The sequence below is a fragment of the Paenibacillus mangrovi genome, from assembly GCF_022898935.1.
GTDB lineage: Bacteria > Bacillota > Bacilli > Paenibacillales > Paenibacillaceae > Paenibacillus_AQ > Paenibacillus_AQ mangrovi.
In genome coordinates this window covers 1-26,479 of sequence record NZ_JALIRP010000021.1, presented here as the reverse complement: position 1 = coordinate 26,479, position 26,479 = coordinate 1, and the positions used below count along the sequence as shown (strand labels likewise).

The 26,479-nt window shown below is 44.6% G+C and carries 40 protein-coding genes; 37 read left to right on the top strand and 3 right to left on the bottom strand.

The window, feature by feature from the left end:
• Window positions 1-99 precede the first annotated feature (99 nt).
• The 31 genes from MUG84_RS26585 (at window position 100) to MUG84_RS26440 (ending at window position 22,002) form a co-directional block, all read left to right on the top strand.
• Complete coding sequence (locus MUG84_RS26585; protein ID WP_244731188.1) at window positions 100-582, top strand: phage terminase small subunit P27 family; 483 nt, start codon at window positions 100-102, stop codon at window positions 580-582.
• Window positions 563-2,353: a terminase large subunit gene (locus MUG84_RS26580; protein WP_244731187.1), complete on the top strand. Its 1,791-nt coding sequence runs from the start codon at window positions 563-565 to the stop codon at window positions 2,351-2,353. The genes MUG84_RS26585 and MUG84_RS26580 overlap by 20 nt, the downstream gene beginning before the upstream one ends.
• 86 nt (window positions 2,354-2,439) lie before the next feature.
• Entirely contained in the window at window positions 2,440-3,705 is a 1,266-nt protein-coding gene (locus tag MUG84_RS26575; protein ID WP_280521522.1) for a phage portal protein, read from the top strand.
• Window positions 3,638-4,261, top strand: coding sequence for an HK97 family phage prohead protease (locus tag MUG84_RS26570; RefSeq protein WP_244731185.1), 624 nt, complete (start codon window positions 3,638-3,640; stop codon window positions 4,259-4,261). Before MUG84_RS26575 ends, MUG84_RS26570 begins: the two co-directional genes overlap by 68 nt.
• Window positions 4,262-4,276: 15 nt before the next feature.
• Window positions 4,277-5,506, top strand: coding sequence for a phage major capsid protein (locus tag MUG84_RS26565; protein WP_244731184.1), 1,230 nt, complete (start codon window positions 4,277-4,279; stop codon window positions 5,504-5,506).
• A gap of 61 nt (window positions 5,507-5,567) precedes the next feature.
• On the top strand, window positions 5,568-5,792 hold the full coding sequence (locus MUG84_RS26560; protein WP_244731183.1) for a hypothetical protein: 225 nt from the start codon (window positions 5,568-5,570) through the stop codon (window positions 5,790-5,792).
• A complete protein-coding gene (locus MUG84_RS26555; protein WP_244731182.1) occupies window positions 5,776-6,318 on the top strand; it encodes a head-tail connector protein in 543 nt (180 codons plus the stop codon). Before MUG84_RS26560 ends, MUG84_RS26555 begins: the two co-directional genes overlap by 17 nt.
• A 10-nt stretch (window positions 6,319-6,328) precedes the next feature.
• A complete protein-coding gene (locus MUG84_RS26550; protein WP_244731181.1) occupies window positions 6,329-6,805 on the top strand; it encodes a hypothetical protein in 477 nt (158 codons plus the stop codon).
• 5 nt (window positions 6,806-6,810) lie between these two features.
• Window positions 6,811-7,164, top strand: coding sequence for a hypothetical protein (locus MUG84_RS26545; RefSeq protein ID WP_244731180.1), 354 nt, complete (start codon window positions 6,811-6,813; stop codon window positions 7,162-7,164).
• Window positions 7,148-7,624, top strand: coding sequence for a phage neck terminator protein (locus tag MUG84_RS26540; RefSeq protein WP_244731179.1), 477 nt, complete (start codon window positions 7,148-7,150; stop codon window positions 7,622-7,624). The genes MUG84_RS26545 and MUG84_RS26540 overlap by 17 nt, the downstream gene beginning before the upstream one ends.
• A gap of 5 nt (window positions 7,625-7,629) precedes the next feature.
• Window positions 7,630-8,628, top strand: a complete 999-nt coding sequence (locus tag MUG84_RS26535) for a DUF3383 family protein (protein WP_244731178.1) — start codon at window positions 7,630-7,632, stop codon at window positions 8,626-8,628.
• Between the two features lie 15 nt (window positions 8,629-8,643).
• Entirely contained in the window at window positions 8,644-9,030 is a 387-nt protein-coding gene (locus MUG84_RS26530; protein WP_244731177.1) for a phage structural protein, read from the top strand.
• Between the two features lie 20 nt (window positions 9,031-9,050).
• Complete coding sequence (locus MUG84_RS26525) at window positions 9,051-9,356, top strand: hypothetical protein (protein WP_244731176.1); 306 nt, start codon at window positions 9,051-9,053, stop codon at window positions 9,354-9,356.
• Window positions 9,322-9,519, top strand: a complete 198-nt coding sequence (locus tag MUG84_RS26520) for a hypothetical protein (RefSeq protein WP_244731175.1) — start codon at window positions 9,322-9,324, stop codon at window positions 9,517-9,519. The genes MUG84_RS26525 and MUG84_RS26520 overlap by 35 nt, the downstream gene beginning before the upstream one ends.
• Window positions 9,520-9,563: 44 nt before the next feature.
• The gene (locus MUG84_RS26515) at window positions 9,564-11,762 is read left to right on the top strand and encodes a phage tail tape measure protein (protein ID WP_244731174.1); all 2,199 of its coding nucleotides are present in this window, start codon (window positions 9,564-9,566) and stop codon (window positions 11,760-11,762) included.
• Complete coding sequence (locus MUG84_RS26510; RefSeq protein ID WP_244731173.1) at window positions 11,762-12,319, top strand: phage baseplate protein; 558 nt, start codon at window positions 11,762-11,764, stop codon at window positions 12,317-12,319. The genes MUG84_RS26515 and MUG84_RS26510 overlap by 1 nt, the downstream gene beginning before the upstream one ends.
• Before the next feature lie 15 nt (window positions 12,320-12,334).
• Window positions 12,335-12,661 carry a phage baseplate plug family protein gene (locus MUG84_RS26505; RefSeq protein WP_244731172.1) on the top strand — a complete coding sequence of 109 codons (327 nt, stop codon included), beginning with the start codon at window positions 12,335-12,337 and terminating at the stop codon, window positions 12,659-12,661.
• Entirely contained in the window at window positions 12,654-13,442 is a 789-nt protein-coding gene (locus tag MUG84_RS26500; RefSeq protein WP_244731171.1) for a phage protein, read from the top strand. The genes MUG84_RS26505 and MUG84_RS26500 overlap by 8 nt, the downstream gene beginning before the upstream one ends.
• On the top strand, window positions 13,439-13,834 hold the full coding sequence (locus MUG84_RS26495) for a Gp138 family membrane-puncturing spike protein (protein ID WP_244731170.1): 396 nt from the start codon (window positions 13,439-13,441) through the stop codon (window positions 13,832-13,834). The genes MUG84_RS26500 and MUG84_RS26495 overlap by 4 nt, the downstream gene beginning before the upstream one ends.
• On the top strand, window positions 13,816-14,178 hold the full coding sequence (locus tag MUG84_RS26490; protein WP_244731169.1) for a DUF2634 domain-containing protein: 363 nt from the start codon (window positions 13,816-13,818) through the stop codon (window positions 14,176-14,178). The genes MUG84_RS26495 and MUG84_RS26490 overlap by 19 nt, the downstream gene beginning before the upstream one ends.
• Window positions 14,168-15,346 (top strand): baseplate J/gp47 family protein, encoded by a 1,179-nt coding sequence (locus MUG84_RS26485; protein WP_244731168.1) that lies wholly within the window; start codon window positions 14,168-14,170, stop codon window positions 15,344-15,346. Before MUG84_RS26490 ends, MUG84_RS26485 begins: the two co-directional genes overlap by 11 nt.
• Window positions 15,339-15,980 carry a hypothetical protein gene (locus MUG84_RS26480; protein ID WP_244731167.1) on the top strand — a complete coding sequence of 214 codons (642 nt, stop codon included), beginning with the start codon at window positions 15,339-15,341 and terminating at the stop codon, window positions 15,978-15,980. The genes MUG84_RS26485 and MUG84_RS26480 overlap by 8 nt, the downstream gene beginning before the upstream one ends.
• A 14-nt stretch (window positions 15,981-15,994) precedes the next feature.
• Window positions 15,995-17,260 carry a pyocin knob domain-containing protein gene (locus MUG84_RS26475; RefSeq protein WP_244731166.1) on the top strand — a complete coding sequence of 422 codons (1,266 nt, stop codon included), beginning with the start codon at window positions 15,995-15,997 and terminating at the stop codon, window positions 17,258-17,260.
• A 13-nt stretch (window positions 17,261-17,273) separates the two neighbouring features.
• Window positions 17,274-17,630 (top strand): hypothetical protein, encoded by a 357-nt coding sequence (locus tag MUG84_RS26470; RefSeq protein WP_244731165.1) that lies wholly within the window; start codon window positions 17,274-17,276, stop codon window positions 17,628-17,630.
• A gap of 47 nt (window positions 17,631-17,677) precedes the next feature.
• Window positions 17,678-17,806 (top strand): hypothetical protein, encoded by a 129-nt coding sequence (locus MUG84_RS27395; RefSeq protein WP_280521521.1) that lies wholly within the window; start codon window positions 17,678-17,680, stop codon window positions 17,804-17,806.
• A gap of 119 nt (window positions 17,807-17,925) precedes the next feature.
• The gene (locus MUG84_RS26465) at window positions 17,926-18,204 is read left to right on the top strand and encodes a hemolysin XhlA family protein (protein ID WP_244731164.1); all 279 of its coding nucleotides are present in this window, start codon (window positions 17,926-17,928) and stop codon (window positions 18,202-18,204) included.
• A gap of 21 nt (window positions 18,205-18,225) precedes the next feature.
• Entirely contained in the window at window positions 18,226-18,486 is a 261-nt protein-coding gene (locus tag MUG84_RS26460; RefSeq protein WP_244731163.1) for a phage holin family protein, read from the top strand.
• Window positions 18,487-18,491: 5 nt separating this feature from the next.
• Window positions 18,492-19,415: a glycoside hydrolase family 25 protein gene (locus MUG84_RS26455; protein WP_244731162.1), complete on the top strand. Its 924-nt coding sequence runs from the start codon at window positions 18,492-18,494 to the stop codon at window positions 19,413-19,415.
• 214 nt (window positions 19,416-19,629) lie between these two features.
• Window positions 19,630-20,517 carry a class I SAM-dependent methyltransferase gene (locus MUG84_RS26450; protein WP_244731161.1) on the top strand — a complete coding sequence of 296 codons (888 nt, stop codon included), beginning with the start codon at window positions 19,630-19,632 and terminating at the stop codon, window positions 20,515-20,517.
• Window positions 20,518-20,731: 214 nt separating this feature from the next.
• Window positions 20,732-21,277 (top strand): WGR domain-containing protein, encoded by a 546-nt coding sequence (locus tag MUG84_RS26445; protein ID WP_244731160.1) that lies wholly within the window; start codon window positions 20,732-20,734, stop codon window positions 21,275-21,277.
• Window positions 21,278-21,828: 551 nt separating this feature from the next.
• Entirely contained in the window at window positions 21,829-22,002 is a 174-nt protein-coding gene (locus MUG84_RS26440) for a hypothetical protein (protein ID WP_244731159.1), read from the top strand.
• Window positions 22,003-22,071: 69 nt separating this feature from the next.
• Here MUG84_RS26440 and MUG84_RS26435 read toward each other — a convergent pair whose 3' ends face one another.
• Window positions 22,072-22,224, bottom strand: coding sequence for a hypothetical protein (locus MUG84_RS26435; RefSeq protein WP_244731158.1), 153 nt, complete (start codon window positions 22,222-22,224; stop codon window positions 22,072-22,074).
• 106 nt (window positions 22,225-22,330) lie between these two features.
• On the opposite strand from MUG84_RS26435, the gene MUG84_RS26430 reads away from it, so the two are divergent.
• From MUG84_RS26430 to MUG84_RS26420, 3 genes are all read left to right on the top strand, one after another.
• Window positions 22,331-22,837 (top strand): hypothetical protein, encoded by a 507-nt coding sequence (locus MUG84_RS26430; protein WP_244731157.1) that lies wholly within the window; start codon window positions 22,331-22,333, stop codon window positions 22,835-22,837.
• Window positions 22,838-23,313: 476 nt separating this feature from the next.
• Window positions 23,314-23,907, top strand: coding sequence for a class I SAM-dependent methyltransferase (locus tag MUG84_RS26425; RefSeq protein ID WP_244731156.1), 594 nt, complete (start codon window positions 23,314-23,316; stop codon window positions 23,905-23,907).
• A gap of 359 nt (window positions 23,908-24,266) precedes the next feature.
• A complete protein-coding gene (locus MUG84_RS26420) occupies window positions 24,267-24,461 on the top strand; it encodes a hypothetical protein (protein ID WP_244731155.1) in 195 nt (64 codons plus the stop codon).
• 78 nt (window positions 24,462-24,539) lie between these two features.
• On the opposite strand, the gene MUG84_RS26415 is transcribed toward MUG84_RS26420, so the two are convergent.
• Window positions 24,540-24,743 carry a hypothetical protein gene (locus MUG84_RS26415; RefSeq protein WP_244731154.1) on the bottom strand — a complete coding sequence of 68 codons (204 nt, stop codon included), beginning with the start codon at window positions 24,741-24,743 and terminating at the stop codon, window positions 24,540-24,542.
• Window positions 24,744-24,826: 83 nt separating this feature from the next.
• Here MUG84_RS26415 and MUG84_RS26410 point away from each other — a divergent pair, with 83 nt between their 5' ends.
• Window positions 24,827-25,174: a PH domain-containing protein gene (locus tag MUG84_RS26410; RefSeq protein WP_244731153.1), complete on the top strand. Its 348-nt coding sequence runs from the start codon at window positions 24,827-24,829 to the stop codon at window positions 25,172-25,174.
• A 40-nt stretch (window positions 25,175-25,214) separates the two neighbouring features.
• Here MUG84_RS26410 and MUG84_RS26405 read toward each other — a convergent pair whose 3' ends face one another.
• On the bottom strand, window positions 25,215-25,625 hold the full coding sequence (locus tag MUG84_RS26405) for a YhjD family protein (protein WP_244731152.1): 411 nt from the start codon (window positions 25,623-25,625) through the stop codon (window positions 25,215-25,217).
• Window positions 25,626-25,757: 132 nt separating this feature from the next.
• On the opposite strand from MUG84_RS26405, the gene MUG84_RS26400 reads away from it, so the two are divergent.
• Together MUG84_RS26400 and MUG84_RS26395 are read left to right on the top strand one after the other, a co-directional pair.
• Window positions 25,758-25,976: a LexA family protein gene (locus MUG84_RS26400; RefSeq protein ID WP_244731151.1), complete on the top strand. Its 219-nt coding sequence runs from the start codon at window positions 25,758-25,760 to the stop codon at window positions 25,974-25,976.
• 28 nt (window positions 25,977-26,004) lie between these two features.
• Complete coding sequence (locus tag MUG84_RS26395) at window positions 26,005-26,283, top strand: hypothetical protein (protein ID WP_244731150.1); 279 nt, start codon at window positions 26,005-26,007, stop codon at window positions 26,281-26,283.
• The last annotated feature ends 196 nt before the right edge of the window (window positions 26,284-26,479 follow it).

Sequence of the window (26,479 nt, the reverse complement as noted above, 5' to 3'; positions counted from 1 at the left end):
GGGGGGCAAATCTCTATGGAACTTTTGTCAATAGACCGCGTCCCCCTCAAATGCAAAAAAAAGTCCCCAACGAAAGTTTGAATCGGGAGGAGGTTTCAAATGGCTGATATTTTGAAATTCGACCATATGCAGATCGGCGCGAAAGGCGGTGGTAAGCATTGGACTGAAAAAGAAGTGAAGGCTCGGGAAGAAGCCGCCCGAAAATTCGAGCGTAAGAGTAAAAAGAAATTAAAAGTCCCTGCTTGGCTGACTGACGAAGCAAGGAAGGTTTGGCGGAAGACGGTTAAAGACATGGAGGAATTCGATGTCCTTGATAAAGTGGATGAGGATGTACTCGGTACGTATTGTGATGCAGTCGCCAGATACCAGGAAGCCAACTACTTGATCGAGCTGCATGGATATACTGAAGTGAACGCGCAGGGCAATAAAGTGGTGAGTGCCCATGTAAAGCTGGCCCAAAGCTATGCAAGGATTGTTTTATCCTATTCTAACAAGCTGGGACTCAATGCAGATGCTCGGGCAAGGCTCGCGAAGAAGATAGCAGATGGTGAGGAAGATCCGAATGGTGACCTCTTCGACTAATCCAGAGTGGGCAAATGTGCATCCTACTCACAGGTATGCCGCCGAGATTGTATCTGGGTTCCGCTTAAGTTGCGAACAAGAACGTCTTTCCGCCGAGAGACATCTGAAGGATTTGAAGAGACAGGGAACAGAAGAATTTCCATTCGTCTTTGATGAAAGCAGAGCATACCGTATTTTTGATTGGTTTGAACATTGCTGCCGACATGTCCGAGGTCCGTTCTCTGGCGAACTCATTGAGCTGCTTCCTTTTCAAAAATTTGATTTGGGCTGCATCTTTGGATGGGTGCATAAGGACTCAGGAAAACGAAGATTTAAGCGAGCTTTCAACATGAGGGCACGGGGGAATGTAAAGTCAACGGAAATGTCCGGCCTTGCGTTATATGGTATGTGCGGTGACTGTGTCTATCCCCCTGGGAATCCTGCTTTTAAGCGGTATGAGGAAAGCCCGGAAGTCGAGTGTGCAGCGGTGGACAAGCAGCAGGCGAAGCGGGTGTGGCTCGATGCTCAGAAAATGGGTGAGGCCAGTCCGGATATTCTCAAGCGCTTGCGAATTAAGCGGACCTACGTGGAGCATGCCAAGCGGGGAGGGTGGCTTAGACCGTTATCCAAGGATACCAAGAATAAAGACTCTGGCGCTCCTTGTATCGTGATCATTGACGAGTACCATGCACATGCAAATTCGGAGATAGTGGACGTTCTTTTCTCGGGCTTCGGCAAAAGGCTTCAATCTCTAATGTTGATTATCTCAACGGCCGGTAAGGATGCTGAGAACAGTCCGTGCAAAAAGGAATACGATTCTCTTACCAAAATGATGCGCGGCGAAATCGAAATGGATGAAGAATATTTCGTTATGATTCGAGAGCTAGACAAAAACGATGATCCTCATAACGAAAGTGTTTGGCCGAAAGCGAACCCGATTTTGCAGGAGAAGAATGAATACTCTTTGGAGCTGCTGAGACAGATCAGGGCAGAACATAAGACCGCCTATAATACAGGAGACCCTGCTAAAATTAGAGAGTTTCTAACCAAACGGGTTAATTTATGGCAGGCTGACAGTGAAAACAAATATATGTCCGGCATTATGGATAAATGGAAAGCGCTCGGAGTATCCCGGGACGCTTTTTTAACGTTGGTTCATGGATTGGATTCTTGGGCAGGGATTGACCTATCGAAATCTACGGATCTTACAGCAGACGGATTTGTTTTCAAACTAGATGATGGGCGGTATGCCGTGACCGCTCATGGGTTTATGCCTGCCGAGACAGCTACCAAACATGAGCATTCTGACCGAGTGCCGTATAAATCTTGGGCGAAGGATGGATGGTGCACCTTAACCGAAGGTTCTGTGACGGATTATAAGTACATCAAATCGCACATCAAGACCCAGGAAAGTGAACAGAAATGGAACATCGTTGAAATTTGTTACGACCCGTATAATGCAACTCATTTCACCCAGGATCTTGAAGACGATGGGTATGAACGGATTGAGATCAGACAGGGTGTACAAACCTTATCCGAGCCAACCAAGTTTTTCCGTGAGCTGGTCCTAAAGGGCTTGATCGTTCACGATGGCAGTCCTTTACTGACGTGGTGCCTGTCGAATGCCATAGAGATCACTGACAATAACGGAAATATAAAGCTTTCAAAAAAACATAAGGACGATAGTCAACGGATCGACTTGGTTGCAGCCATTATCAATGCCATGGTACGGGCAATGGTTGCAAAAGATACAAAATCAATCTACGAAACGCAAGAGATCAGGGCTATTTAAAAGTTTCTGATGGAAAGGGGGTGAAAACACTGAAAATCCAACTATTTTCAAGATTTCGGGATAAAAGAAGCGATTCCTCGGACCTAATGAACCCCAAACGATGGCTATATAATGCGCTGGGCATCCCTTCTGGTAAAGGCATAATTGTTAATGAGCAAACTGCCATGCGATCCACGGCAGTTCTGACATGTGTACGCATTCTTGCCGAAACGGTGGCATCTCTGCCTTTGCCAGTTTATAAACGCCTCAAACCAAGAGGGAAGGAGAAAATCAGCCATCGGGTATCTGATCTTTTGCAGCGCTCGCCCAATCCAAGAATGACAGCCTTCACCTTTCGGGAAACGATGATGACACATATCCTGCTTTGGGGGAACTGCTATGCGGAAATCGAGTATGACGAAGATGGAGAAATCAAAGCGTTATGGCCGATTCCACCGCACCGCGTAGTACATATGGAGACTGAAACGGGTCATCCATTTTTTAGAGTGACGACTTCAGATGGGAAGCATCATGATGTACCTTTTTACGCAATGTTCCATATACCCGGACTTGGGTTCGATGGAAAAAAAGGGATATCCGTCATCCAATGGGCAAAACAAGCCATAGAATTAGCCCTTGCCACGGAACAATTCGGCGCCGAGTTCTTTGCGAACGGTACAAATGTTGGGGCTGTGGTGACCCATCCCCAAACGCTAAGCGATCCCGCCTATGAACGTTTGAGCAAGTCATTGAAGGAGAAGTACGAAGGATTGGGTAAAGCGCACCGGCTCATGTTGCTCGAAGAGGGTATGACATTTTCGAAGAACACCATTCCGCCGAATGACGCGCAGTTTCTGGAAACAAGGAAGTTTCAGATTCTTGAAATTGCACGGATCTTTCGTGTGCCTCCGCATATGATGGCTGACCTGGAGCGGGCCACGTTTTCCAATATTGAGCAACAAGGCACGGACTTTATCGTTCATTCTGTGAGACCTTGGCTAATCCGGTGGGAGCAAACGATCAACTGGAAGTTGTTCAGTGAGACGGATCGGCGGCGAGTATACGCCGAGTTTCTGATTGAAGGATACCTTCGGGGGGATACAGCAGCGAGGGCAGCTTTTTACAAGGAAATGTTCAATATTGGCGTTTACTCGCAAAACGACATCCGTGAGAAGGAAAACGAAAACCCTGTACCGGGCGGTGATCGATATTTTGTACCACTGAATATGGTTCCTTTGGATATCCTCGATAAGTATTACGAAGGTAAATTTGGACCTGAATTTCTTAAAGGAGGTGAGAATCCAAATGAAAGAGACGAAGGAGCAACGGGAATTGATCCTGCCGGGAAGTCGGCCGGAGATCCGGAAGATTGATGGCGAGCCGACAAAAATTATTGGCTACGCAGTACGTTGGGATCAGTTGTCCAATCCGATATTCGGTATGTTTCGCGAGAAGTTCAAGAGGGGCGCATTCACAGCGAGTCTGATTAATCCAGACGTGTATGCTTCATGGCAACATGATGCTCGTGAGGTACTGGGTAGGACGCCAAACACGCTACAGCTGGTTGAAGATGAAATTGGACTGCGATATGAAATAACACCGCCAAGCTGGGCGGAGAAATACATTGAGACGATCGAGCGCGGAGACGTGCGAGGGTCGTCTTTTATTTTTCGCGCATTGGTTGAGGAATGGGATGAAACCAATGCTGAAATGGCTATCCGCACGATTTCTGAAGCTGAATTGTATGAGGTGAGTCCGGTGACTACGCCAGCCTACCCACAATCCACTGTAGGCATTCGTTCCGCAGAAGAGGTATACCAGGAGCGACCTCAATCGAACGAGGCCGATGATGAAGCGACATATACCGAGGAAGAGATTGACATGATCATGCTGGAACATGAATTGCGCATGATGAATTTGAAAATTTGAGGGAGATGAATCATTTTGAAAAACCTGATCGAATTGAGAAAGAAGCTGGCAGCGAAGAAAGATGAAATGCGTGCACTAATCACTACGGCCCAAACGGAAAAACGTGGGTTCACTGAGGAAGAGGAATCCAAATTCAGCGGCATGGAGAACGAAGCCCGAGCAATGGAAGATGAAATCAAATTGGAAGAGCGGGCGCAGCAACTTGCGATGTCATCCGCAGGCACCAAACGAACACCGGATGATCTGCAACATGAATCTGAATTCCGCAGCTTCGGGGACATGATTAAAACGTACCGCGAAAATCCTCATGATGAGAGACTTAAAGAATACCGCGAGATGGCGATGAGTAATAACACCACTGGCGGTATTTTTGTGCCTCCGCAATTCTCGGCACAGCTGTTTGAGGTTACACCAGAAACGGCGATCGTTCGTCCACGGGCCTTGGTCATACCGGCTGATGAAAATTCACCGGATGCCAGTATTACATTCCCAGCGCTTGACCAAGGAGCGGGAAGTAATATGTATGGCGGCGTTGAGGTCAATTGGATTGGTGAGGGAGACGACAAGCCTGAGACGTCTGCTAAATTCAAGGACTTGAATCTGACGCCTCATGAAGTTGCAGGACATATCGTTGTTACGGATAAGCTGCTGCGGAACTCGTCTGCAATTAATACCATTGTAACTCGTTTGTTCCGGGGGGCGATTTCGGCCGCCGAGGATGATGCATTTTTGTATGGTAACGGGGTTTCTAAACCGACCGGAGCTATCAATTCACCTGCTAGTGTTACGTTGCCAAGGAAGACAGCCGGGACGATCACCTATATCGATATCGTTGGAATGCTAGCCAAAGCGAAATTGGGTGGCGATTTGGTTTGGTCTGCTTCCCAATCCATCTTACCTCAATTGCTGACCATGAAAGATGAGGCTGGTAACTTGATTTTCCAGCCGAATATTGCCAATCGAATGACAGGTACTTTGCTGGGTTACCCAATTCGCTTCTCTGAAAATTCTCCAATCCTTGGGGAAGCTAGTGACCTTGTACTTACCGACTATGGATATTATGTGATCAAAGATGGAGCGGGTATCTTCATCCAAGCTTCCGAGCATCCGCTGTTTAAGCAAAACAAAACCATTATCAAAGCATTCTGGAATGTGGATGGAAAGCCATGGTTAAATGGTCCGTTGAAGCTCAAAAATGGTTATGAAGTATCGCCGTTTGTGAAATTGGGAATTCCACAACCCTAATCATTAGCCCGGACTTGTCCGGGCTTTATCTTAACTACAAATTAGAAAGAGAGTGAAGCGAATGGCCGAAAAAACAAAGCACTATTATGTGACCAATGCTTTTATCGATAAGGAAACAGGTGAAACGATCCTTGCCGGATCAATTTTTGAAGCGGATGAAGAGCATGCCGAACGACTGGAGGCAGCTGATGTGATCGGCAAGGAAGCGACTAAAGCGGAAATTGATGCAGCGAAAGAAGCGGCTGCCCAGGATCCAGATGGTGGCAAAGATGCTGGCAACTCTTAATACCGCAAAACAATTCATGGGGATCCCGGATGATGATAAGTCCCAGGACCCTCTAATTATTGCGGCGCTAAAAGCAGCATCAGCATCCATTGAACGAGAAGTGAACCGGAGTTTTGAATACAAGCAATACCAGCAGACGCTGGACGGATCTGGAACTCAGTTCCTCCGACTCCGTAACTTCCCAATCCAATCCGTTTCAATGCTGAAGTTGAACGGTCATGAGCAGGCTCAAGAGTCCTATGTCATTGAAACGGAAAACGGCATGCTATTCAGACGTACTGGATGGCCTTCTGGGACGCGCAGTATTGAGGTGGAATATATGGCGGGTTACATTCTTCCGAGCGACGAGATGGACGCCGAATCTGCTACGCTGCCCGAAAACATTTCACTGGCCTGTATTCTTTACGCGCAAATGTTAATGCGGACACCAGGAGTCACGTCTGAGCGTGTCGGCGATATCTCGGTCAATTATAAAGACGATGGGGATGGTCTGCCAGCAGCGGTTAAAGCTCTGATTCGTCTGTGAGGTGGTTTAAATGCCTAAAGCAACAAGAAGACGTACCAAACGGGCCAATGTAGAGGTCACAGAGACCACTTACTTGCCGGGCATACTCAAAAAGCTTGAAGAGTTAACCAAGTATGAGGTCCATATTGGTGCTTCTGGTGACACTGAAACTGCCAAGATTGCGGCTATTCACGAGTTTGGTTCGGTGAAAGCCGGCATTCCGGCACGTTCTCCCATTGGCGGCGGTAAACGGAAGGCGCAGGCTGCCATTTCCAAGCTGGTCAAGGCCGGAGTAAATGAAATTGTACTGAAGAATGAAACGGCCCAAGGTTTGCTCGAAAAAGTTGGACAAACAGGGCTGAAAAAAACACTCCAAAATTTTGATAAGATCAGGCAGCCGCCTCTTAATCCGATCTATGCCAAGAGAAAAGGAAATAACAAAATTTTGGTGGCTCAAGAAAAGAAACTTCGTGACTCGCTTAAATTTGTTGTCGTTCGGAAGAGGTGACAGGCATGAGAATATTTCAATTTGCAGGGATGATGCGAAAGTATTTTCGTCCGTACATTTCTGTTCGCCCTGGGGCTTCAAGCGGACATGATGAATACGGTGATGGAGTTAATGCTGATTCGAAGCGGACCACCCTTCGAGGGCACATTCAGCCACTAGATGCCAAGCTTACACAGGCAGAAGGAGGGAGGTATACAGCTGAGGATAAAGCACTGTATACAATATCAAAACACGATGCAGGAGACCTGATTGAATATCAGGGAGTTCAATACATCGTCGATAATCCAGAAGTACGCGAATACAACGATATCAACAAATATGTACTGAAAAAGGTGATCGCCAATGATCCCGTACAATGATATCCGTAAAGTTTGGGTCCAAGGGTTGAAGATCGCTTTGCAGCTGGCCGTAATCAATATGAACGGCGGCGCAGACATGCCTAAAACGGCGTTCCTGGTGTATAACCTATTCCCGAACGAAGAATCTTCCAGCGGGCGAATCATGGTATCCCAAAACAACGGCAAACAGGTACTGCAAGAGACGGTAAAATTGACTGTCTCTTTTTTGTCGTATGCAGATGATAACGTGACAAGCACCGTAAATGCTATGCGGGCTCGGGACTGGTTTAAGACAGCCGGTCGCGAGGCGTTGAAGGATATAGATGTGATTGTCACGTCTATCGGTAATGTTGAAAACCGAGATATCAATATTGGCCCCGAATGGGAGCGACGCATGGGTTTTGATATCGAGCTGAGGACCACAGATACTACGGAACAGGAATTTATACCGATTGAAAAAGCAAATATCAAAAGGAGTTGAACAAATTGAACAATAGCGATGTTCAAGTCATCATCGAGATTCAGCGGCCTACGCCGATTGTAGGGATGGGAAAACCGCTGATCATCGGTTCGAGTGCAGCCGGACAGGATTACAAGGTTTATAACGATTTGGAGGCTGTTAAAGAGGACCATGCGGCAAACTCAGAGGTTTACAAGGCGGCATTCGCTTTGTTTAACCAGGGCGATAATTCGCCGGAGTCCATTGCGGTGATGTTGTACAAGACCGGGGATGTTCTGGCAGATTTCCTGCCAACTGTCTTCAGCAAGGATTTTTACTATCTGTTGTCTACAAGCAGCGTACTAACCAACATTACGGCGATTGCGGATGCTGTTGAAGCAGATGATAGCCGTCTGTTCTTGGCGAGTACCAGTAGCCTCGAAGACCTTGGGAAAATCTTTGCCAACAAGTACAAAAGGACAGCTGTACTCTATCATAATAACCCTGATAACTATCCTGAAGCAGCTTGGGTTGGCCGGGCTGGTTCTGCGCCTCCGGGAAGCTTGACATGGAAGTTTAAAACGCTGAATGGGATTGTACCGCTGGAGCTTACGAATTCAGAGTTGTCCCAAATCGAAGCATCCAATGGCAACACCTATATCGTGAAGGCTGGGGATCCAGTAACCAGCGAAGGCAAAACCATTTCAGGAGAATACATCGACATCATCCAATCGCAGGATTACATCATTCAGCAGGTCACGAACAAGGTTCAAAAGCTCTTTAACCGCAGCAACAAAGTGAGCTTCGATAACAACGGCATTGCCCAAATTGAGGCAGAGGTTAAAACGGTCCTAAAGATGTCTGACAACAACGGTATGATCGCTCACGATGATGACGGGCTGCCGATTTACAGTACCGCATTTAAAACCCGTTCACAAGTTGATCCACTGGACCGAGAAAAGCGCGAATACAACGGTGGTACGTTCACGTTTGAACTGGCGGGAGCCATCCATAAAACCAAAATAAAAGGCGTAATTAAGCTGTAAGGAGGCTAATATACCATGCAATACGATCCAATGGACCTTACCGTCACGGTAGGCGGCGTATTTATCACTGGATTTTCCGAGGACTTGGCCGAATGGGAAAAGGATGAGGACAACAAAACGGCAAAGGTCGGCGCACAAGGCGATGTCATTACCAGCAAGGTAAATAATCCACTGGCAACTTTGACGTTAACATTGCTATCCTCCAGCCCGCAGGTGGCCTATCTGGACAAGCTGGCTGTAACTGGTGAGGAAGTTCCTGTGTCCGTCATATACAATGGCGAGCCGAAAGAAAGTATCACATCGACTCGAGCTTTTGTGAAAAAGCCAGCCACGCGAACATACGGCAACGAAGCCGAGGACCGCGAATACGAAATCCAAATGCTTGACCATACCATTATTTAATCAAAGGGAGACGATAAACCATGTTCAATCAAAAATCATACACATCCAAAGCGGGGAACGAGTACACATTCCAGCATCCTGGAGTACGTAAGGTCTCCAAAATTAACGACGCCAGCAAGAACAAGCATGGCGTAGTATCGGAGGAACGACTTTCCGAAGAAGTGCTGAAATTCATCGTTGTTTCACCGAAAATGAAGATCGAAGACTTTAAGGATTACAGCGAATACTCAGAAGTCATCAATGCCGCCTATGCCTTTGTAACTGGCCAGGATGAGCAGGAGGGCGAAGACGATGATCAGCAAGAAGGAAGCCCAGAAGAGGGCTAAAGAACGCTGGCAATACTGGCGGCTGCTGCTGTCGGACATGAATATCTCCTATGCTGACTTAGATCGGATGGATGATGACGACATAGCCGAGGCTAACGCGGCGCTTGACATCCATATTAAGCAGCAGAAACGTGAGATGAGTAAAGGCAAGAATAAAGAATGAGCGCCCATAGCGGCGCTCATTTTGTATTGTGAGGTGATATTTATATGGCCGGTGGCATCATAGGCAATCTCATGTTTGCCGTGGGCTTTAAAGTCGGTACAAGTGCCCTATCGAGGGCTCAGAAGCAGATGGACAGCCTTCAAAATAAAGTAGTAGCTTTTGGTGCGGCGGCGGGCATTGCCTTGGGCGGCTTCGCCATGGCAGCAACCGGTGCAGCGGCAAGTTTTGAAAAGTCAATGTCTCATGTACAGATGGCAACCGGTGCGACGAATGAGCAAATGGAGGCAACAAAAGCCATAGCCACAGACCTGTACAGCCAGAATTTCGGTGAAAACTGGAGCGATTTGAGCCAAGCTATTACCACGACAGCTCAGATAACGGGGCAACAGGGCGATGCCTTGAAACAAACGACTCAAGACGCCTTGTTGCTAAGAGATGCGTTCGGCTTTGAGGTAGTTGAATCCGTAAAGACTTCAGATACCATGATGAAGCAGTTTGGTATTACAAGTGATCAGGCCATGAGCTTGCTTGCCCAAGGTGCTCAAAATGGTTTGGACAAATCTGGTGATCTGATGGATACAGCTAACGAATACGCTAACCAATTTAAGTCGTTGGGTTTCAATGCGAATGAAATGTTTGATACGTTGGCTGCCGGATCTCAAAATGGCGCCTTTAACCTGGACAAAGTTGGGGATGCAGTAAAGGAATTCAATATTCGGTCGAAGGACGGATCCAAAACAACCATTCAAGCATTTGAAATGTTGGGCTTGAATGCTGATAAAATGATGAATACCTTTGCATCCGGAGGGCCGCAGGCAAAACAGGCATTCCAGCAAATTATGCAGATGATTGGTGATATCGAAGACCCAGTGCAACGAAATGCGATTGGAGTCGCCTTGATGGGCTCTCAGTTTGAGGACTTGGAGGCCAAAACAATTACGGCCATGGGATCAGTCAGAAGCCAATTCGACATGACCAAAGATTCCATGGGGCAATTAAACCAAATCAAGTTCAATACCCCGGGGGAGGCGGCAGCCCGAATAGGAAGGCAACTTCAAACGAACCTACTCATACCAATAGGCGAAAAGCTACTGCCTTATTTGACTAAATTTTCACAGTGGTTGGAGAAATCAGGGCCACAACTGCAACAAGTAGGCGGTGCATTAGTTGATGGTTTGGCTAAAGGAATATCAACTGTTTCGGACAGTTTTAAATTCTTGGCTGACAATATCGATGTTATCGTCCCGGCGCTTGGTGGTTTTGCTGTTGTCATTGGAATAAAACTCATACCAGTCATTAAGGCGATGACACAAGCGCAGTGGGCTGCAGCTCGAGCTAGTTGGGCGGTAATTGCGCCATGGCTTCCGATAATTGGGATAGCCTTATTGGTTGCGGCTGCTATAGCTGGTGTTATTTTAGTATTTAAAAACTGGGGCGCTGTAAGTACCTGGCTGGTAAATGTTTGGAACAGCTTTAAAACGTGGGTCGTCAACATTTTCAACAGCATTGTGGAATTTTTTCGCACATGGGGAGCTACTATTTTATCCGTACTCATCGCTCCGGTTATATGGGTCGTTTCTATGATTACCAATTGTTGGGGTCAAGTTAGATCCATCACAGTATCCGTCTTTTCGGGGATCTGGAATAGCATGAAAGCCATTTGGACCGGTATTGTCAACAGTGTTTCAACATCGGTTACAAGCATCTGGACTAAAATCACGACGATATGGAATCAAATCACGGGATTTCTGAAGGGAATTAACCTATTCGACATCGGCAAGAACATCATTGAAGGTTTGGTTAACGGCATTGGTTCCATGGCAAATGCTGTTGTTGATAAAGTGAAAGAAATCGGGAACAGCATTACCGACAAGGTAAAAAGCATACTCGGTATTCACTCACCTTCCCGTGTAATGATGGAACTTGGTTTTTATACTGGTGAGGGCTTGGCCCGCGGTATTGACGGCACACAGGACCGAGTTTCCGCAGCGTCTTCCGGATTGGCAGATGAAATCGTTGCAGCTCCAAGCACGTCACCAGCAAAGGCGCTACCGCCTGCAAGAGTGGCCGCTGGGCAAACAACGGGTGAAATGGATATCAAGGTCAACATTGACCTTAGAGCCGATGCATCAAGTGCTACAGTCGCCGCTGACGTATCCCAAGAGGTTCGGGCTGTACTGCAGCAGGTTATCGATGAGGCTATGCGACGGATGGGTCTACAAGCGCCGGAGGTGGTGCAGTAATGTCAACGATAGACGGCAAATACATTTGGATTGAAAAAGAAACTCCAAACTTTGATGTAGACATCACGAGCCAGCCAGTGGAGAAAGACATTGATATGATTGATCATGTGCAGCGTAAGGCTCGAACTCTTGCATTAAATGGAGAGGTATCGGGGCCAAAGGCTGCTGAGATCCATGAATATTTAGTCCATGCTTCAGATACCGGAAAAATCGTGAAATACATCGGGCGAATGGCATTTAGCGGTTTGATTAGTGGGCTATCCACTGAACGTAGTTACCAGACCGCCGATGGCTTCACCTTTTCCTTTACACTTACTGAGGTGCGGTTAGCTACATCATCATATATCAGTAAATTGCCTACGCCAGTAAAAGCCCAGGCGGCAAAGATCATAAACAGTGGCGTGAAGCAGACAAAATCCAATAAAAAAACAAAGTCTAAGGATACAAAAACGAAGGGGAAGAAATCATCAAGTAAGAAGACATCAAGTAAGAAGACATCAAGTAAGAAAGAACCTGTCAAAAAGGTGAAATTCAAGAAAGGAAGCCCGTGGGCTTGATAAGTAGGTGGGGAAATGGATTACGAATTCATTGAAATCGAAAAGGACCTGGTTCCTTACCGGTTTGATATTTCTTTGGATGACGAGATGTTCACCTTTGAGGTCCATTACAATGAGGATTATGATTTCTTCACGGTCAATTTGGAGAAGAACGGTGAGGTGCTGGCCGTTGGGGAAAAGATGATCTATGGCATGCCCTTATTCTATGATGTGCAGGATAACCGATTTCCAAAAGTCCCCATCGTCCCATACGATGAATCCGAACAACAAAGTGAAGTGAATTGGCAGACGCTCAATGAGAGCGTCTTTTTGTTTGTGATTGAAGGTGACGAGAGTGAATAATTTTGGACGTGTCATCGAAGTCATGACATCAAACATGAAGTTTACGAGTGAGTTTTACAACATTGAGGGCAAGGTTCCATTCGATAACGACCCACTCCCGAACGAATCGGAAATTAAAATCTGGAACCTGTCAGACAAGACCATTAACAACATCAAGCGCGGGGAAATCTTGATGCTGAACTCCGGATATAAAGGGGATGTCGGCCTTCTGCTGCATGGCTATATCTCTAAAGTATCAACTACATGGCAAGGCGTGGACAAAATTACGTTAATCAATGTCCTGGACAGCGAGGACATATCCAAACGAGAGGTAAAGGAAATAGCCTACACTAAAGGCACTCTGGCAAGCCAGATCATCAAGCAGATGGCCGGATACATTGGCCTCCCGATTGCTCAAATGGAGCTAAATCAGGACTACAGATACCAGGACGGTTATACGGCCAAGGGTCAGGTAACTGAGATCATTTCGAAGGTTTGCAAGGACTGCGGCACATCGGTATATATCAATAAAAATAAGCTGTATATCCGTAACTTGCGGCGCGGCGGGGATTCGGTCTTTAAGTTGAACAAGGACACGGGCTTGATCGGCACGCCGGGACGTTTCGAAGACGGGGCCACGAAAGGATTTAATATCAAAATGCAGCTGCAACATCGAGTAACAACGGCATCGGTCATTGACCTAGAATGCTCCCAGTTTAAAGGTCGGGTGCATGTACGCGGCGGCTCCCATACCTTCAGCCGTACAGGTGACTTCATAACGGAAGTGGAGGCGATTTTATGAGGACGGATCCGGCGGGCAGCATGTCGGCAATTTTGAACGGATTCTATGAAAAAATATTCAGTGACCTTCATGTGGGGTTCTTCTGCAAGGTTGTCTCTTTTAACGCCGGTAAGTGTACGGCTGACGTGCAGCCGTTGATCAAAACCACCTCAGACGCTCCCGCCATGATCCAGAGCGCGCAGGTGATTGCCCAGCGCTACATTATCAATGGCGGCGAGCCGCAAGTGTACAAACCGGACTTGAAGCAAGGCGACATTGTCTTTGTGGTTTGTGCGGATCAAGAGATCAAAAACGCGTTAACGGGTTCGGTGGCAGCAGTGAGCACAGCACGGCAGCACGATACGAATGATGCTGTTATTTTGGGGGTGCTTGGATGCAGTCTTTCAAATTAGAGGACGGAGATTTGGTCTTCGACAGCACAGGTGATTTGGTCATGATCGAAGGTGAGTTGGAGCTGGCACAATGCGCTGAGATCGCGCTCGGGACGAATACAGGGGAGTGGTTTTTAAACCCGGGAATTGGCATTGATTTCGGCTTATTCCTTGGAAAGAACCTCAATCAGGAGCAAATGAGGGATGAAATCGCCCGGGGACTTTTGCAAGATAACCGAATCGTAAGAGTGGATGAGGTTATTCTTAAGCAGGACAAAGCGGAACGAGTTCAGGAAATTACCTTTAAAGCTACGGCAAACACCGGCGAAGTGATTCAGAAAGAGGTGAAAATAGGTGCTGACTGAAAAAGGCTTTCAGCGTAAACGGTTTGATGATCTGTTTGCGGAAGCCGAAGACAAGGCTAAGGAAGTATTCGGTGAGAAGGTAAACACTTCAGAACGGTCTTTCTTTGGCATTCTGCTGCGTATCTTTGTTTGGTTTATGGCGAAGCTGTGGGCCGTTGCCGAGGACGTATACAACAGCGCATACATTCCAACAGCCGCTGGGAACAACCTTGACCGGCTTGGGCCAAATGTAGGGATCACTCGTATTTTAGACCAGTACGCTGCAGGTGTTGTCAAAATTATTGGTACCCCAGGCCATACCGAAGCAGCTGGCTTTCGTGTAGCCACTAAATCCGGAGTTCAATACGAAACATTTGAGGATTTTACGATCGAGGCAGACGGAATGGTTCTGGTAAAAATTGAAGCAATTGAACCGGGACAATCTGGGAATGTCGCCGCTGGACTGATCAATATCATCGTGAACCCTAATCCAGATGTGACGGCAGTTTCCAATCCAGACAGAATCACCGGAGGCCGTGAGAAAGAGACGGACCCGGAGTTTCGTTCTCGCTTCGAGTTGTCGGTAGCCGGGGGAGGATCGGCCTCCCTGGATGCCATTCGGGGAGCATTGCTTCGTTTGGATAAGGTCAGGGCGGCGGCGGTGATCGAAAATAACACCATGGTGGTTGATGTGGCTGGTCGGCCGCCAAAGTCCATACAAGTCTACGTCTTGGGCGGTGACGATCAGGAAGTGGCCGAAACAATTTTCGCGAAGCAGTCCGGCGGGATTGAAACCTATGGGGATGTCAGCAAGGAAGTTTTAGATTTAGGCGGTTATCCGCACACGATCAAATTCAGCCACGCCGAAGAGGTCCCGATTTACGTACATGTCGAGGTCACTAAAAATGACAGATATCCAGTAGACGGTGATGATTTGATCCGGAACGCCATTATCCGGTACATTGGCGGCGAGGACGCCGCAGGAAGCTATTATAACGGATTGTCCATGGGTGCGCCCGTTGTATTCACCCGTTTGATCAGCGCTGTATATTTAGTGGATGGCGTGGAAGACGTCGCGTTTACGGTTGGCAGTAGCGCCCAGGACATGCAAAGCCAGAACGTCGAAATCGCCCCATACCAGGTTGCACAAACGACAGCGGACCACATTGAGGTGTCCAGTCATGTTTAGCATGAAGGATATGCTCGGGCGGTTTATGGATTTTTTCAATAAGGATCCAAATTCCAACATAGGCAAGCTGATAGGTATTCTTTATGGTCAGCTGCAAGAAGTCGGAGACACACTGGAAACTGTCAGGGAGTGGCGCAACATCGACAAGGCCAAAGGGACCACGCTGGATATGATCGGGCATAACATTATTCAACCGCGTGGTGCGGCTACGGACGAGGTTTACCGGGTTTTGTTGAAGTCCAAAATTGCTCGAAACCTATCGCAAACCGACATTAACACAATTATTCGCGTCCTGGCTCTTGCTTTAAATTGCGATTATAGCGACATTCGGATTCAGCCTAAGTTCAACGACCCGGTTGATCCGGAGCCAGCTGCATTATCCCTTATTCGGGTCCCAATAAAACGTCTGAACGAGGTAGGCATGTCGCCTATGCAGTTTGGACAGATCATACAAAAGACGGTGGCGGCTGGCGTACGGGTTGCACAAATCGAACTGGCCGGGACATTTCAGTTAGCTTCGAAATATGGGGAGTTAGAAACAGGGGCGACAGGGCTAGCCGATCCGGATATGACGACCGGCGGCACGCTGGGCGAAGTATACGTACCGGGCCATGACTATACATTGCCAATATAGGAGGGTATGACACGATGGCATTTACAGAAAAGCTGCCCGAGTGGCACGCTGAAGGTATCGAACCACCAGATTCCAAGAAGCAGACCGGCTGGGAAGTGGAGGACAAGCCTCCTGCTGGCTGGTGGAATTGGCTTTTGAACCGAACATTTAAAGCGATTGAAGAGCTGCGTAATAAGGCGGCAGACAAGCAGTATGTTGATGATGCCGTGGCCGGAGCGAAGGTTCCGGATGCCTCTCTAACGCAAAAGGGTATTACTCAACTTTCCAGTGCAACAAATAGTACGTCCGAGAACATGGCAGCGACTCCGAAGGCTGTGAAGGCAGCTTATGACCGTGGAAGTGAAGGCGTAACAGCAGCAGCGAATGCACAGGCAAAAGCGGACGCTGCGGAAACACCGGCAGGAGCTCAGTCTAAGGCAAACGCAGCAGAGACAAATGCTAAAAATTACGTGGATGTTAAGCCTTGGCAAAAAGTAAAAGTCACCGCCGATGACGGGAAGTGTATCCTGCTCCCGAATGGCACGAATCTAAACACAGTTATAAAAAACGGGTTTTACAACGGATCTAGCTTAGTGAACGCACCCACAGCTACTGATTGGTGGTACATTGAGGTGCTGGAGCATACAAACGGGGATCTATACGCAATCCAAAAGGCGTACCCTTTTTATTACAGCGGATTTTTTACGCGGGTCATGCAAAATGGGGTATGGGGTCCTTGGTCTGCAGACCTTTTTCAATCTGGCGTTGACGCTAAAAACGGCGTTGCGGGCGCGGTTAACGCCAAGGGAGGAAACGCGTCCGGAAGTATGTCATGGGGTGAGCTGAATAATGCGATTCTAGCGTTGCCGTCCGGTGGAGAAGGTACATTGAATATAAACGCCGTTTTAATGTATGCAGATCCAAACACAACTTCTTATCTGGATTTGGTAACATTGCCAGGCGGCACGAGAAAGTTTCTATTTGCAGCAAGAAACGCTTCAAATTGTTACCTCGAAGGACGAAATTCTTCAACGGCTACCATTATCGAAATTGAGGATTCTCTAGGGCGTAGATATGATACTATCGCAGCATATTCGGGTTCTACAGCATATTTAAGCGCTATGTATGTGGATAGGGTTTCTCGAACGTTCCAATTGGCTAACGGAACTACGGCTAATTTCCCTATCGCTTTCGATAACGAAGGGTTAGACAAACCGTTTAAACTCAAAGTATCTTGTTGGGGCGGGGTATCGAGCGGAAGCTCTAGAGTTACTATAATCGGGACATACTTTACAATTTAAAAGGGGGAATTCCATGATTATTCTAACACTGTCAGGATTAGTAGAGGCTGACGGGACGGAGCTTATCTCAGGGTTTTATACTCCGGATCGTCCTGTCGAACCCACAGATGGTCAAATAATGGTTGATGAGATGCCTAAAGATGAAACTGGTATCCGATTCAACTATTACTATGACCATGTAGCCCAGAAGGTAATCATCAAGTACGTCCAAACAATCGATGAACCTACCGAGATCGAAAAGATCAAGGATAACATGGCTCGTATGGAGTCTGAAAATGCACTCCTTAAAGCTCAAAACACAGCTCTCTCCGACCGTGCGGACTTTATTGAGGACTGTATTGCTGAGATGGCACAGCAAGTTTATCAATGATCCGCCGCTTTTTTTATTGGATTCTCATGAATGGAGGTGATGGTGATATGATGGCAATGTTTTTCGCGCAGCGAGTAATCTTGGATAAAACCAAGTTTAGTGAAGTTCCTACTACTCTTCAGCCGGGAGTGAAAGAAATATTGGAAGAAAGCGGACTGGGATACCTAGCCGAATAAATAAAGTCACATTTGGACGATTATACGCAGCAGTGACGAACGCCGCATAGGCGTATTTTTTATGCCTTAGGATCCGATCCGGGGGCTTCTTTTTATTGAGACACAAAGGGGGAATGGGCATGGATTTGGGGGCTATGGTTGCCTTGGTCTCGGCTATCAGCGGTATTGCACTGGGCTGGCTCGGAAGATCTAGGACAGTGAGAAAAGATGTAGCCCAAGAAGCTGGTGCAGGTGCATCGCTGCATACAGACGTTGAGTACATCAAGCGTGGTGTTGATGATATTAAGGTTGATTTACGTATCCAGGGACAAAAGGTAGATGATCTATCGGAGCGAGTGACACGGGTCGAGGAGTCGGCCAAGCAAGCGCACAAGCGGATTGACCGGTTGGAAGAATAATATATTGAGAGGATGATTACAGTGGATTGGAATACTATTTACGGACTTATCGATGCTAGATTGCTTTTTGTTGTCGCGCTTTGCTGGGTGATTGGCTTCATTCTTAAGCAAACACCGCATGTGCCTGACTGGACCATTGTGTATGCCGTTACGATTGTTGCGGTGCTAATCACGGTTTGGATGCTCGGATTCGGGCCAGAGTCGCTTATTCAGGGCGTGCTGGCTGGAGCGTTTGCCGTGTACGGAAACCAACTAGTAAAACAAACAAACAAGAGGGAGTGACGACAATGCAAAGTCGGAGTAAAGGAAACGCACAGGGGATTGATGTATCGCATCATCAGGGCGTTATTGATTGGCCTAAGGTTGCAGCTGCCGGAATATCATTCGTTTTTATAAAGGCCACTCAAAATAACATGGATCCAAAGTTTATTGAAAACGTTAATGGAGCCAAGGCAGCAGGACTGCTGGTTGGGGCTTACCATTACCTTGATGATTCTGTTACAACAGTGGACAAGGCCCGGACAGCAGCACAGTCGTTTAACAAAGTAATTCAGACGGCCGGTGGTCCAGACGTGTTTGACTTGCCGTTTGTCCTTGACTACGAGAGCAATAAAAACAAATTAACATCAGCGACGATTACATCCATTGCCAAGGCCTTTTTAGAGGAGATCCAGCACTTGACATGTACTCTCCCTATGCTATACACGTACCCGTCATTTATAGGCAATTTTAGCGGTCTTACGGACTATCCGCTTTGGATCGCACGCTATCATACCGTAGCGCCAGTGGATGCGTCCGGGTGGAAGCGTTGGGAGTTTTGGCAATACAGCGACGGTGGTGTAGGCGATTCGCTGCCGAATGGTATCCGTAAGGTACCAGGCATCAATGGTAATGTTGACCTTAATGAGTTTGACGGAACGGTAGAGCAGTTGCGGTCCAGGTACTGTAATAAACAATCCGGAAAGGATGATGTTAAAATGACAGATACGACAAGTGATATCAATAAAGTGAGCCCTTGGGCGGCAGATGCATGGGAGGAAGCCACAGCTAATGGCTACGTGGATGGAACCAGACCGGGTGCGACTGTTACCCGTGAGGAAATGGCTATTATCGTAAACAGGTTAAGGAAAAATTTCCTGACCTTGATTGCTGGCAACACAGATCGTATTGCTGAGCTTGAGCGGCAGTTACAGCAAATCGAAAAAGGATGAAATAAGACCCTGCTGGCTACTTGCTGGCAGGGTCTTATCTTTAAAAAATAAAGTATTAGACTGAAAAATAAAGTATTAGACCGTGAAAATAATGTTGTAGACTGGTCGATGGCGTTAAACTAACGGGCAGTTTAGCGCGGTTAATTTCTGGAATATATTCTTTACAAACGAACGTACATTCTCTATCATGATAAATGAACGGAGGTATTTAAATATGTTGGAGTGCTTTCAAGATTATTTTGTCAATCCCACCAATAAAAGCGATCTTAAATATTCTGGTACTCGCCAGGGTGGGCTATGGGAGAGTGGTCTGTTAATATCGTCAGATACCGAATTTAAAGTAATAAACGGGGTGCCTTACTTTGAAAGTGATGATCAAGGTGATCAATTTACACTGGAGGATATTGATCTTTGGACAAAAGGGGGCCATTTCCTAAGGAGATGGGAAAGCAAAGAAAAGAAGGTTGAAACACCAAATGAGGTTTATCATTCTCTTTGTCAGAAAGCTGCAGATTTAAATTTGCCAATCATGGATATAGCATGTGGACCCAATCTAGGTCTTATACCAGATCTTATCGCAAAAAATCCTGATTTAAAATTCTTGGCCACCGATGCTTGTTCTTCACTTGTATATAACTGGGAAAGGTTCCTAACCAGTCAAGATGCAACCGCAAATATCAGCCTTGCATCTTTCGATGCAACTCGGATGCCCATTCGTTCGAATTCCGTTGATGTAATAACAAGTCATCTCGGTTTTTCATCAATCCGTTATGCTGGTGATGAGGGAATGAAGGGCATTAACGAAGCGTATCGTGTTTTAAGGCATGGTGGATATATTTTTGCAATCGAAAATATGTGGACAGACCGAGATGCTGTACTTGAGGTGTTTAGACAATGGGGAAGAGAACCTTGGCTTATTTTCAGAGAAGATAATTTGAGCTGGAGAGAAAAATTTGAAAAAGCTGGCTTCACTATTATCGAAGAAAAACCTCAATTGATCAGATTATTAACTCCACGAGACAATAGTCTTGGCGAGGCTGCATTTAAGTTTGGAATTAAAATTGGATTGGAATATAAGGCTTATATGTTACAGAAAGATTAACTTAGGTAGTTCAATAAAGTAAGAGCTAAGACAGGGCCATCACGAAACGTGATGGCCCTGAAACATGCCGTTACGTTCTCGCATGAATCAATATCTTTATTTATTCAGCTAACGGGCAGGATAGTGGAATGAGAAATAATGTAAATGATATCATTAGATTTAATAAATGTTAGAATTAATAACAATACAATTATTTTTACAAGGGGTACTGGAATTGATTAAATTAATTAAAAAAGACTCTAAACTGCAGTATTGGGAAGTTTGGGAAGATGGAAAAACCCTAATCGTACATTTTGGAACGGTTGGAGATACAGGAGAGACGGAAGAAATTAATTTATCTTTGATTCAAAAGGCAAAGAAGGTGATGGAGAAATTAGCTAAAGAGAAGGTGAATAATGGATTTGAATTTCTAGATGAAGATAAACTGATTCAACTTGTTGTACAGTACAGCTATGAAGAAGGAGAAATGGAAGCAACATTAAATAAAAGGCATTTTGTTGAAGATTTAATGAATGAATGTTTAGGTTGGACAGGAAATGGTTCTTGCGATGGTGGGGATATTGGCAGTGGAACTGCAAATATTATTAACTATGTTATTAATGTCGATGAGGCATTAAGGGCAATAATTGAGGTACTAACAAATAATAATCTGCTTGAAAATGTTAAAATAGCCTACTTGAATGAAGATGAAGAATTCATTTCCTTATATCCAGAAGGAGCTTCGTTTGACATTATGCAATTAAGCTCCTATGAAAATTAAAACCGCTCAAAACCGAAAAAAGACAATAGAAAATTAGACCCAGCAAAAATCGTTTTAAAAAAAGGCTGAGCCTTCAAATAAGAAGAGGGTTATGTAGTTCCAAAACTAGATCAAGATACTTCAAAAAAAGGCATGACTGGTGCAACAACCAAAAAGGATTAATCTCCTATAAGTGCTACCCATATAGGGTGCGACAATCTGTGATGCACCGTGGTGGTCGGAGTCAGACTAACGGTTGGGCTCAAAGGCACCATAGCTTATCGACCTTCTTCGCCAGCCATAAGAGCAGTATAGACTGATAAAACCATTTTCATAATCTGTGGTGCAGCGCTGGTCTTGCGCTGCATGAATGACTAACGGGAACAATAGCTCAATAAAGACATTTGAAGGCATCCGGATTCTTGATGGATGCCTTTTCTCAACTAACGGGCAGGATAGTTCAAAAGTTTCGCGAATACCCTAAATACGGAATTATTTACGAAGTTCGTGGATAAGACGTTATCTGAAAGATACTCAACAAGAATAATATAAACAAAGGAGAAGATCAATTTATGGATTCGCCTGTGGGAATGTCAATCGGTTTTATTCCAATCTTATTTTTTCTATTTTACTTGGTATTAGCAGGACTAGGCATTTATTGTTTGATTTTATTTATCAAACTTGCTCACCGAGGTATCAAGGCACTAGATATTTATATTTATGAAAAGTCTAATAAAAACTATTAATTCTCTGAATTCTATAAAGGACATAAGGGTAAATGATTGTTTAAAAAATGTAAATAAAGTTAAATAATGTTAAATAATGTATTCCGGAGATTCGAAGAGGGCGTATCCATCAGATAACAACCCATTCACGCTGCGGTCGCTGACGCTCCCTTGATCTGCAAGATGTATTTGCGAGGAAGAGAAATCAGCAGACAACCCTGCAAGGCTAAGTGGCGAAGCCACCCAGTCGCATGCGCTCCTTTAAGCCTTCAGGGTTCGTAGATACAACAACGTTATAAGAAATCCCCGCAAACCATATTTATCAAGTGAGTAGAACAATGGAGGTTATATGAAAGGAAGATTTAAATATTGGATTATTATCTTTGTATTAACTATCATAATAACGCCAATTGTTATTAGTTATGTTGGTTATCTAAAATACAATGTAAGTAATGAATACTACAATGAATTTAAAGAAAGATTGTTCTCGACAGTTTATAAAAAGAAAACTTTTACAATGGACGAAGTAACTAATTTTAAGTGGGAGAAGTTATATATATTTGAACCGTACCTACCCAGAGAATATATGGAAAAAGAAGTAGGGAGTAAGTGGACGAATGCGAATTCATATTTAGGATACCTATATCAAAGGTCAAGATTGGATGAGTATCCACTACTAGATGAGACTTATCATAAGCTAGTATTTATAAATGATGACAAAGTTGTCTTAGATATTACTTTGGACCGCTATGATATAGATTTTTTGCCAATTAAAGAAATAGTAAGCGTTGACCGAACTAAGTTAACTGTTCAAAAAGAAGAAAAAAATAAGTACCTTATTAAACTAAGTGAATGAATTAAAGGATATATGTCTTATGTAATACAAAGAAGGCACTGACTTCTTATAACACGATATCTACGCTTCGAGATCACAATCCTGATGAGGCTAAGTCCGTCGGACCCGGTCGCTAGCGCTCCCTTAATCCTCTCGGATTCGTAGATACGAGAACGTTATGAGAGATTCTTGCAAGAGTTTATTAAGACAATAAGTGAGGGGATTTCAAGTATGGTTGTTAGAAGAGCCAATCAACCGATTTAGATTTGATTTCAGGTTTATCTGAAATCTGGGAACAAGAAGAGATCACCTTTGGTTTGAAACCCAATACATCATTAAGCTAACGGGAACTATAGCTTAATTAAAACACGGCTGCCGGCATGGATCGGTAGCCGCGTTGCGCTAACGGGCAGGTTAATTTAAATGACTCGGAAGGTCATTTTACAAAATATATCGAATTCATAATAATAAAATGGATAAAAGCGGTGATATATTGGATGAATATGGATGAAAAATTATTGGATTATTACCTGGAACTTAAAAGCCCTGAAGCTGGTGAATGGAATTCATCCCCGCAATGTATCCATACAGAATTGAAAACAAGGGATTACGTAAGAAAAGCATTTTCAGTTACTGAAGGAATGCGGGTTTGTAATGTTGGTATCGGTACTGGAGATTGGGATGATTACCTAGGATACTGGTTAAAGGGAAGAGGTAGATTAACAAGTATTGATATTGACATGGGGATCTGCGAAATTTTCGAGTATAGGCAGCGAAGAGAGGGACATCCGAACCCTTCAGAGGTTTTGTGTAAAAGTATTTTTGATTCGGATTTACCCGTAGAAGAATTTAATATTGTTACCTTAATCGGCTCCGCTATAAACGAAACAGAGGACTTTAAGCGCTGTTTAGACTCGTGTTTTGGATTATTAAAACATGGGGGATACCTGCTGTTTATGGCGAACTTGAGAAGAACCCCCGTAGAAATGTTAGAACAGTACATACGAGCTACAACTTACCATATTGAACAAAAGGATCTATATGATGGTTTCCCGGAGTACCCTTTTTACATCTGTAGAATCAAAAAGTGATTAAGCTAACTGGGAACGTTAGTTCAATAAAAAAGCAGCAGTCTAGGACTTTTATTTTCACGTCAATGACTGCTGCTGTTCCGTTTCTGGGGGTCAGTCTAATACTTATTTTTCAGAGCCTGAAGGTTTTGAAATTCGAAACACCGCGCGAATTCAATACATCCAGTCTAATACTTTATTTTCTTTAGACAGCTTCTTATGTTGTTGTAAAGTATAAATTAGATCACAATTACCTAGAATGTAGATATAAGCACCTTTTCCCATGCTTTCCTCTTCCCGGCCGTCCTGATTGGACGGTCTTTTTTGTTTTACATATTCATTCGAAAATATGGTAATATTTCGGGGAGAGGTGATATAGGATGAGCAGATTTATGAAGCCCCTGACTTCCCTGATCCATTTCCATACGGCAATGTTGGACGAGATCCCTGTGGCCGTGTTTATGGGCCGAGAGATGATCGGCAGCGGGAAGATCATTCAAATTACAGATTACATTGTGAAAATTGGCGATGATTTCTACGTGCGCGAAAACTGCATATTCAAATATGCGATTTAAAGAATTTCCCTTTGCTTTCAAAATCCCAATCGCTTGGGAATAAGCAAAGAGGCCCTGCTTGCTTGGCAGGACCTTTTATTATTTCATGAGCTTTTTTATCAGTTTAAAAATATCAAAGGTAGTGCGGTTGTAAACTTTGTTGAAAGCTGCCTTTTTGGGATTCCTCATCCATCCATACCCACGGGGCATTTTAAGGCCGGAGCGCTGAACGATTTGTCTCTTTACGCTGGTCCGGGCAGAGATACGTTTCTTAAGACTGGGTTTCCTCATGCCGAATTTCATTACATAACATCCTTTCAATAGGGCAGGAATTATGATAAATTCTATTGAACTAATTATTAACATGATAAAAGGAGTGTTTTTTTATGGGGATTTTTAGCAGTAGTACGAAAAAGGACAATGAAGCAGATGTAAATAAATTTCTGGTTGATGGTGAGTCAATTATATCAGTTCATGCATTAATGATAGACTATGCAGCATTAACTAACAAGAGAGTTATTTTTGTGGATCGGACAGCAGCCAGTAATACCCTCTTTGTTACTGTGACGATTCCTTTTTCGAGAATTGATACCATTGAATTAGAGAATAAGGCGCTTGCTCTTACAAATAAGCTTACGATTATCAGCAGAGGCAAAGCGTATGATTTGAAGTTCAACAAAGAAGAGGATGTGTTGAGCTTCTATAAGCAATTAACAGAACGTATTTGCAATTAATTGTCTTCAAGAGAACTGTACCTTTATGTACGGCTCTTTTTTAATACTTATTACGGAACTGTTCCGGCGCCGTAATCTTCTCGAACCTCGATATATCCATCCCCAAGTATTTACGCATCATTACAACAGCCTCAGCCTTAATTAGTGACCATGATAGCATCATATTACCGTGATATCCCCGACACAGGTATTCAGCTCGTATGCCTTCGGTAGTTCGTATTTCCTCGTATACTTTTATTCCACGCGTTTTAAATGCCTTTTTAATACTGTGTATTTCCTCAGTGACTATTTTCTGTCCAGCCTCGATTATCTCTCCATAAACATCTGGTGTTTTAAATAATCCAGATCCATTAATGATCTGTAGATCACGTTCGTATGCAGACAAAATTAACGGGAAAATGATGTATCGTTTTACAAGTATCTCGTCCGTAGTTGTTATTTCTATCCTCATGTTATTCACCTCGAAACGAAAATACGAACATTTGTTTTTATTATATCCTTGACCAGTAAAAAAATTCAAGACTTGATAAGAACGTTTGTTTGTATTAGGATGTGATTAACATCTAGAATGGAGGGATTTTCATTGGAAACTTTAACTAAGAGGCAGGGAGAAGTTTTAGTTGCAATAGACGGTTTCATCAAAAGTCATCAATATCCACCAACTGTGAAGGAACTTAGTATATTGATGGGGTTTGCCTCGACATCAACAACACATAGTTTATTGATCCAGTTGGAAAAGAAGGGGTATATCCACCGGGAAGAAAGCAAACCTAGAGCGATGAAGGTTTTGTGTCAGACTTGATAAGTAAATTGAAAAGAAGGGTTTATTAATGCTTTTGGATATAGAACGTAAAATATTACGGATCCTTTACAACTATTCCAGCGGACGACGCCGGTTACCTTCATTGGAGGAACTGGTCATAAAAACAGGGAGAACCAAGCAGGATATAAAGAAGGCTCTGATCAGCCTGGAAGATCAGATGTACATTATATGGGACGATAAGCGCTTGGTTGAATCCATTAAGATTTTGCAGGGGTGGGAACACGAGGAAGAGCAGCTGAAGTCAAAGCCATCCATTAACAATACAGATTACTGGACTCAATATTAAGGGGGCGCCCCCAAGTACGCCCCCAAAATGCCCCCAGATGTTTGAAAAGTTATGAAATGTAATGACAATCATAAAACTTAAAATGCTTATTTATCGCCGATTAAATTGCATTATGAAGCCATATGACAATATAGAACATAAACCGCACGCAAGTTCATCAATGGGAACGCGATCAATACATGACGCTGTACTAATC

Coding starts and splice junctions, on each gene's coding strand:
- MUG84_RS26570 (WP_244731185.1), top strand. CDS start 3,638: ATGAAAGAGACGAAGGAGCAACGGGAATTGATCCTGCCGGGAAGTCGG.
- MUG84_RS26430 (WP_244731157.1), top strand. CDS start 22,331: ATGAAAGGAAGATTTAAATATTGGATTATTATCTTTGTATTAACTATC.
- MUG84_RS26585 (WP_244731188.1), top strand. CDS start 100: ATGGCTGATATTTTGAAATTCGACCATATGCAGATCGGCGCGAAAGGC.
- MUG84_RS26420 (WP_244731155.1), top strand. CDS start 24,267: ATGAGCAGATTTATGAAGCCCCTGACTTCCCTGATCCATTTCCATACG.
- MUG84_RS26550 (WP_244731181.1), top strand. CDS start 6,329: ATGCCTAAAGCAACAAGAAGACGTACCAAACGGGCCAATGTAGAGGTC.
- MUG84_RS26515 (WP_244731174.1), top strand. CDS start 9,564: ATGGCCGGTGGCATCATAGGCAATCTCATGTTTGCCGTGGGCTTTAAA.
- MUG84_RS26575 (WP_280521522.1), top strand. CDS start 2,440: ATGAACCCCAAACGATGGCTATATAATGCGCTGGGCATCCCTTCTGGT.
- MUG84_RS26545 (WP_244731180.1), top strand. CDS start 6,811: ATGAGAATATTTCAATTTGCAGGGATGATGCGAAAGTATTTTCGTCCG.
- MUG84_RS26395 (WP_244731150.1), top strand. CDS start 26,005: ATGCTTTTGGATATAGAACGTAAAATATTACGGATCCTTTACAACTAT.
- MUG84_RS26490 (WP_244731169.1), top strand. CDS start 13,816: ATGCAGTCTTTCAAATTAGAGGACGGAGATTTGGTCTTCGACAGCACA.
- MUG84_RS26450 (WP_244731161.1), top strand. CDS start 19,630: ATGTTGGAGTGCTTTCAAGATTATTTTGTCAATCCCACCAATAAAAGC.
- MUG84_RS26530 (WP_244731177.1), top strand. CDS start 8,644: ATGCAATACGATCCAATGGACCTTACCGTCACGGTAGGCGGCGTATTT.
- MUG84_RS27395 (WP_280521521.1), top strand. CDS start 17,678: ATGATGGCAATGTTTTTCGCGCAGCGAGTAATCTTGGATAAAACCAAG.
- MUG84_RS26580 (WP_244731187.1), top strand. CDS start 563: ATGGTGACCTCTTCGACTAATCCAGAGTGGGCAAATGTGCATCCTACT.
- MUG84_RS26465 (WP_244731164.1), top strand. CDS start 17,926: ATGGATTTGGGGGCTATGGTTGCCTTGGTCTCGGCTATCAGCGGTATT.
- MUG84_RS26540 (WP_244731179.1), top strand. CDS start 7,148: ATGATCCCGTACAATGATATCCGTAAAGTTTGGGTCCAAGGGTTGAAG.
- MUG84_RS26425 (WP_244731156.1), top strand. CDS start 23,314: ATGAATATGGATGAAAAATTATTGGATTATTACCTGGAACTTAAAAGC.
- MUG84_RS26480 (WP_244731167.1), top strand. CDS start 15,339: ATGTTTAGCATGAAGGATATGCTCGGGCGGTTTATGGATTTTTTCAAT.
- MUG84_RS26510 (WP_244731173.1), top strand. CDS start 11,762: ATGTCAACGATAGACGGCAAATACATTTGGATTGAAAAAGAAACTCCA.
- MUG84_RS26415 (WP_244731154.1), bottom strand. CDS start 24,743: ATGAAATTCGGCATGAGGAAACCCAGTCTTAAGAAACGTATCTCTGCC.
- MUG84_RS26560 (WP_244731183.1), top strand. CDS start 5,568: ATGGCCGAAAAAACAAAGCACTATTATGTGACCAATGCTTTTATCGAT.
- MUG84_RS26455 (WP_244731162.1), top strand. CDS start 18,492: ATGCAAAGTCGGAGTAAAGGAAACGCACAGGGGATTGATGTATCGCAT.
- MUG84_RS26555 (WP_244731182.1), top strand. CDS start 5,776: ATGCTGGCAACTCTTAATACCGCAAAACAATTCATGGGGATCCCGGAT.
- MUG84_RS26405 (WP_244731152.1), bottom strand. CDS start 25,625: ATGAGGATAGAAATAACAACTACGGACGAGATACTTGTAAAACGATAC.
- MUG84_RS26495 (WP_244731170.1), top strand. CDS start 13,439: ATGAGGACGGATCCGGCGGGCAGCATGTCGGCAATTTTGAACGGATTC.
- MUG84_RS26410 (WP_244731153.1), top strand. CDS start 24,827: ATGGGGATTTTTAGCAGTAGTACGAAAAAGGACAATGAAGCAGATGTA.
- MUG84_RS26520 (WP_244731175.1), top strand. CDS start 9,322: ATGATCAGCAAGAAGGAAGCCCAGAAGAGGGCTAAAGAACGCTGGCAA.
- MUG84_RS26475 (WP_244731166.1), top strand. CDS start 15,995: ATGGCATTTACAGAAAAGCTGCCCGAGTGGCACGCTGAAGGTATCGAA.
- MUG84_RS26525 (WP_244731176.1), top strand. CDS start 9,051: ATGTTCAATCAAAAATCATACACATCCAAAGCGGGGAACGAGTACACA.
- MUG84_RS26440 (WP_244731159.1), top strand. CDS start 21,829: ATGGATTCGCCTGTGGGAATGTCAATCGGTTTTATTCCAATCTTATTT.
- MUG84_RS26505 (WP_244731172.1), top strand. CDS start 12,335: ATGGATTACGAATTCATTGAAATCGAAAAGGACCTGGTTCCTTACCGG.
- MUG84_RS26470 (WP_244731165.1), top strand. CDS start 17,274: ATGATTATTCTAACACTGTCAGGATTAGTAGAGGCTGACGGGACGGAG.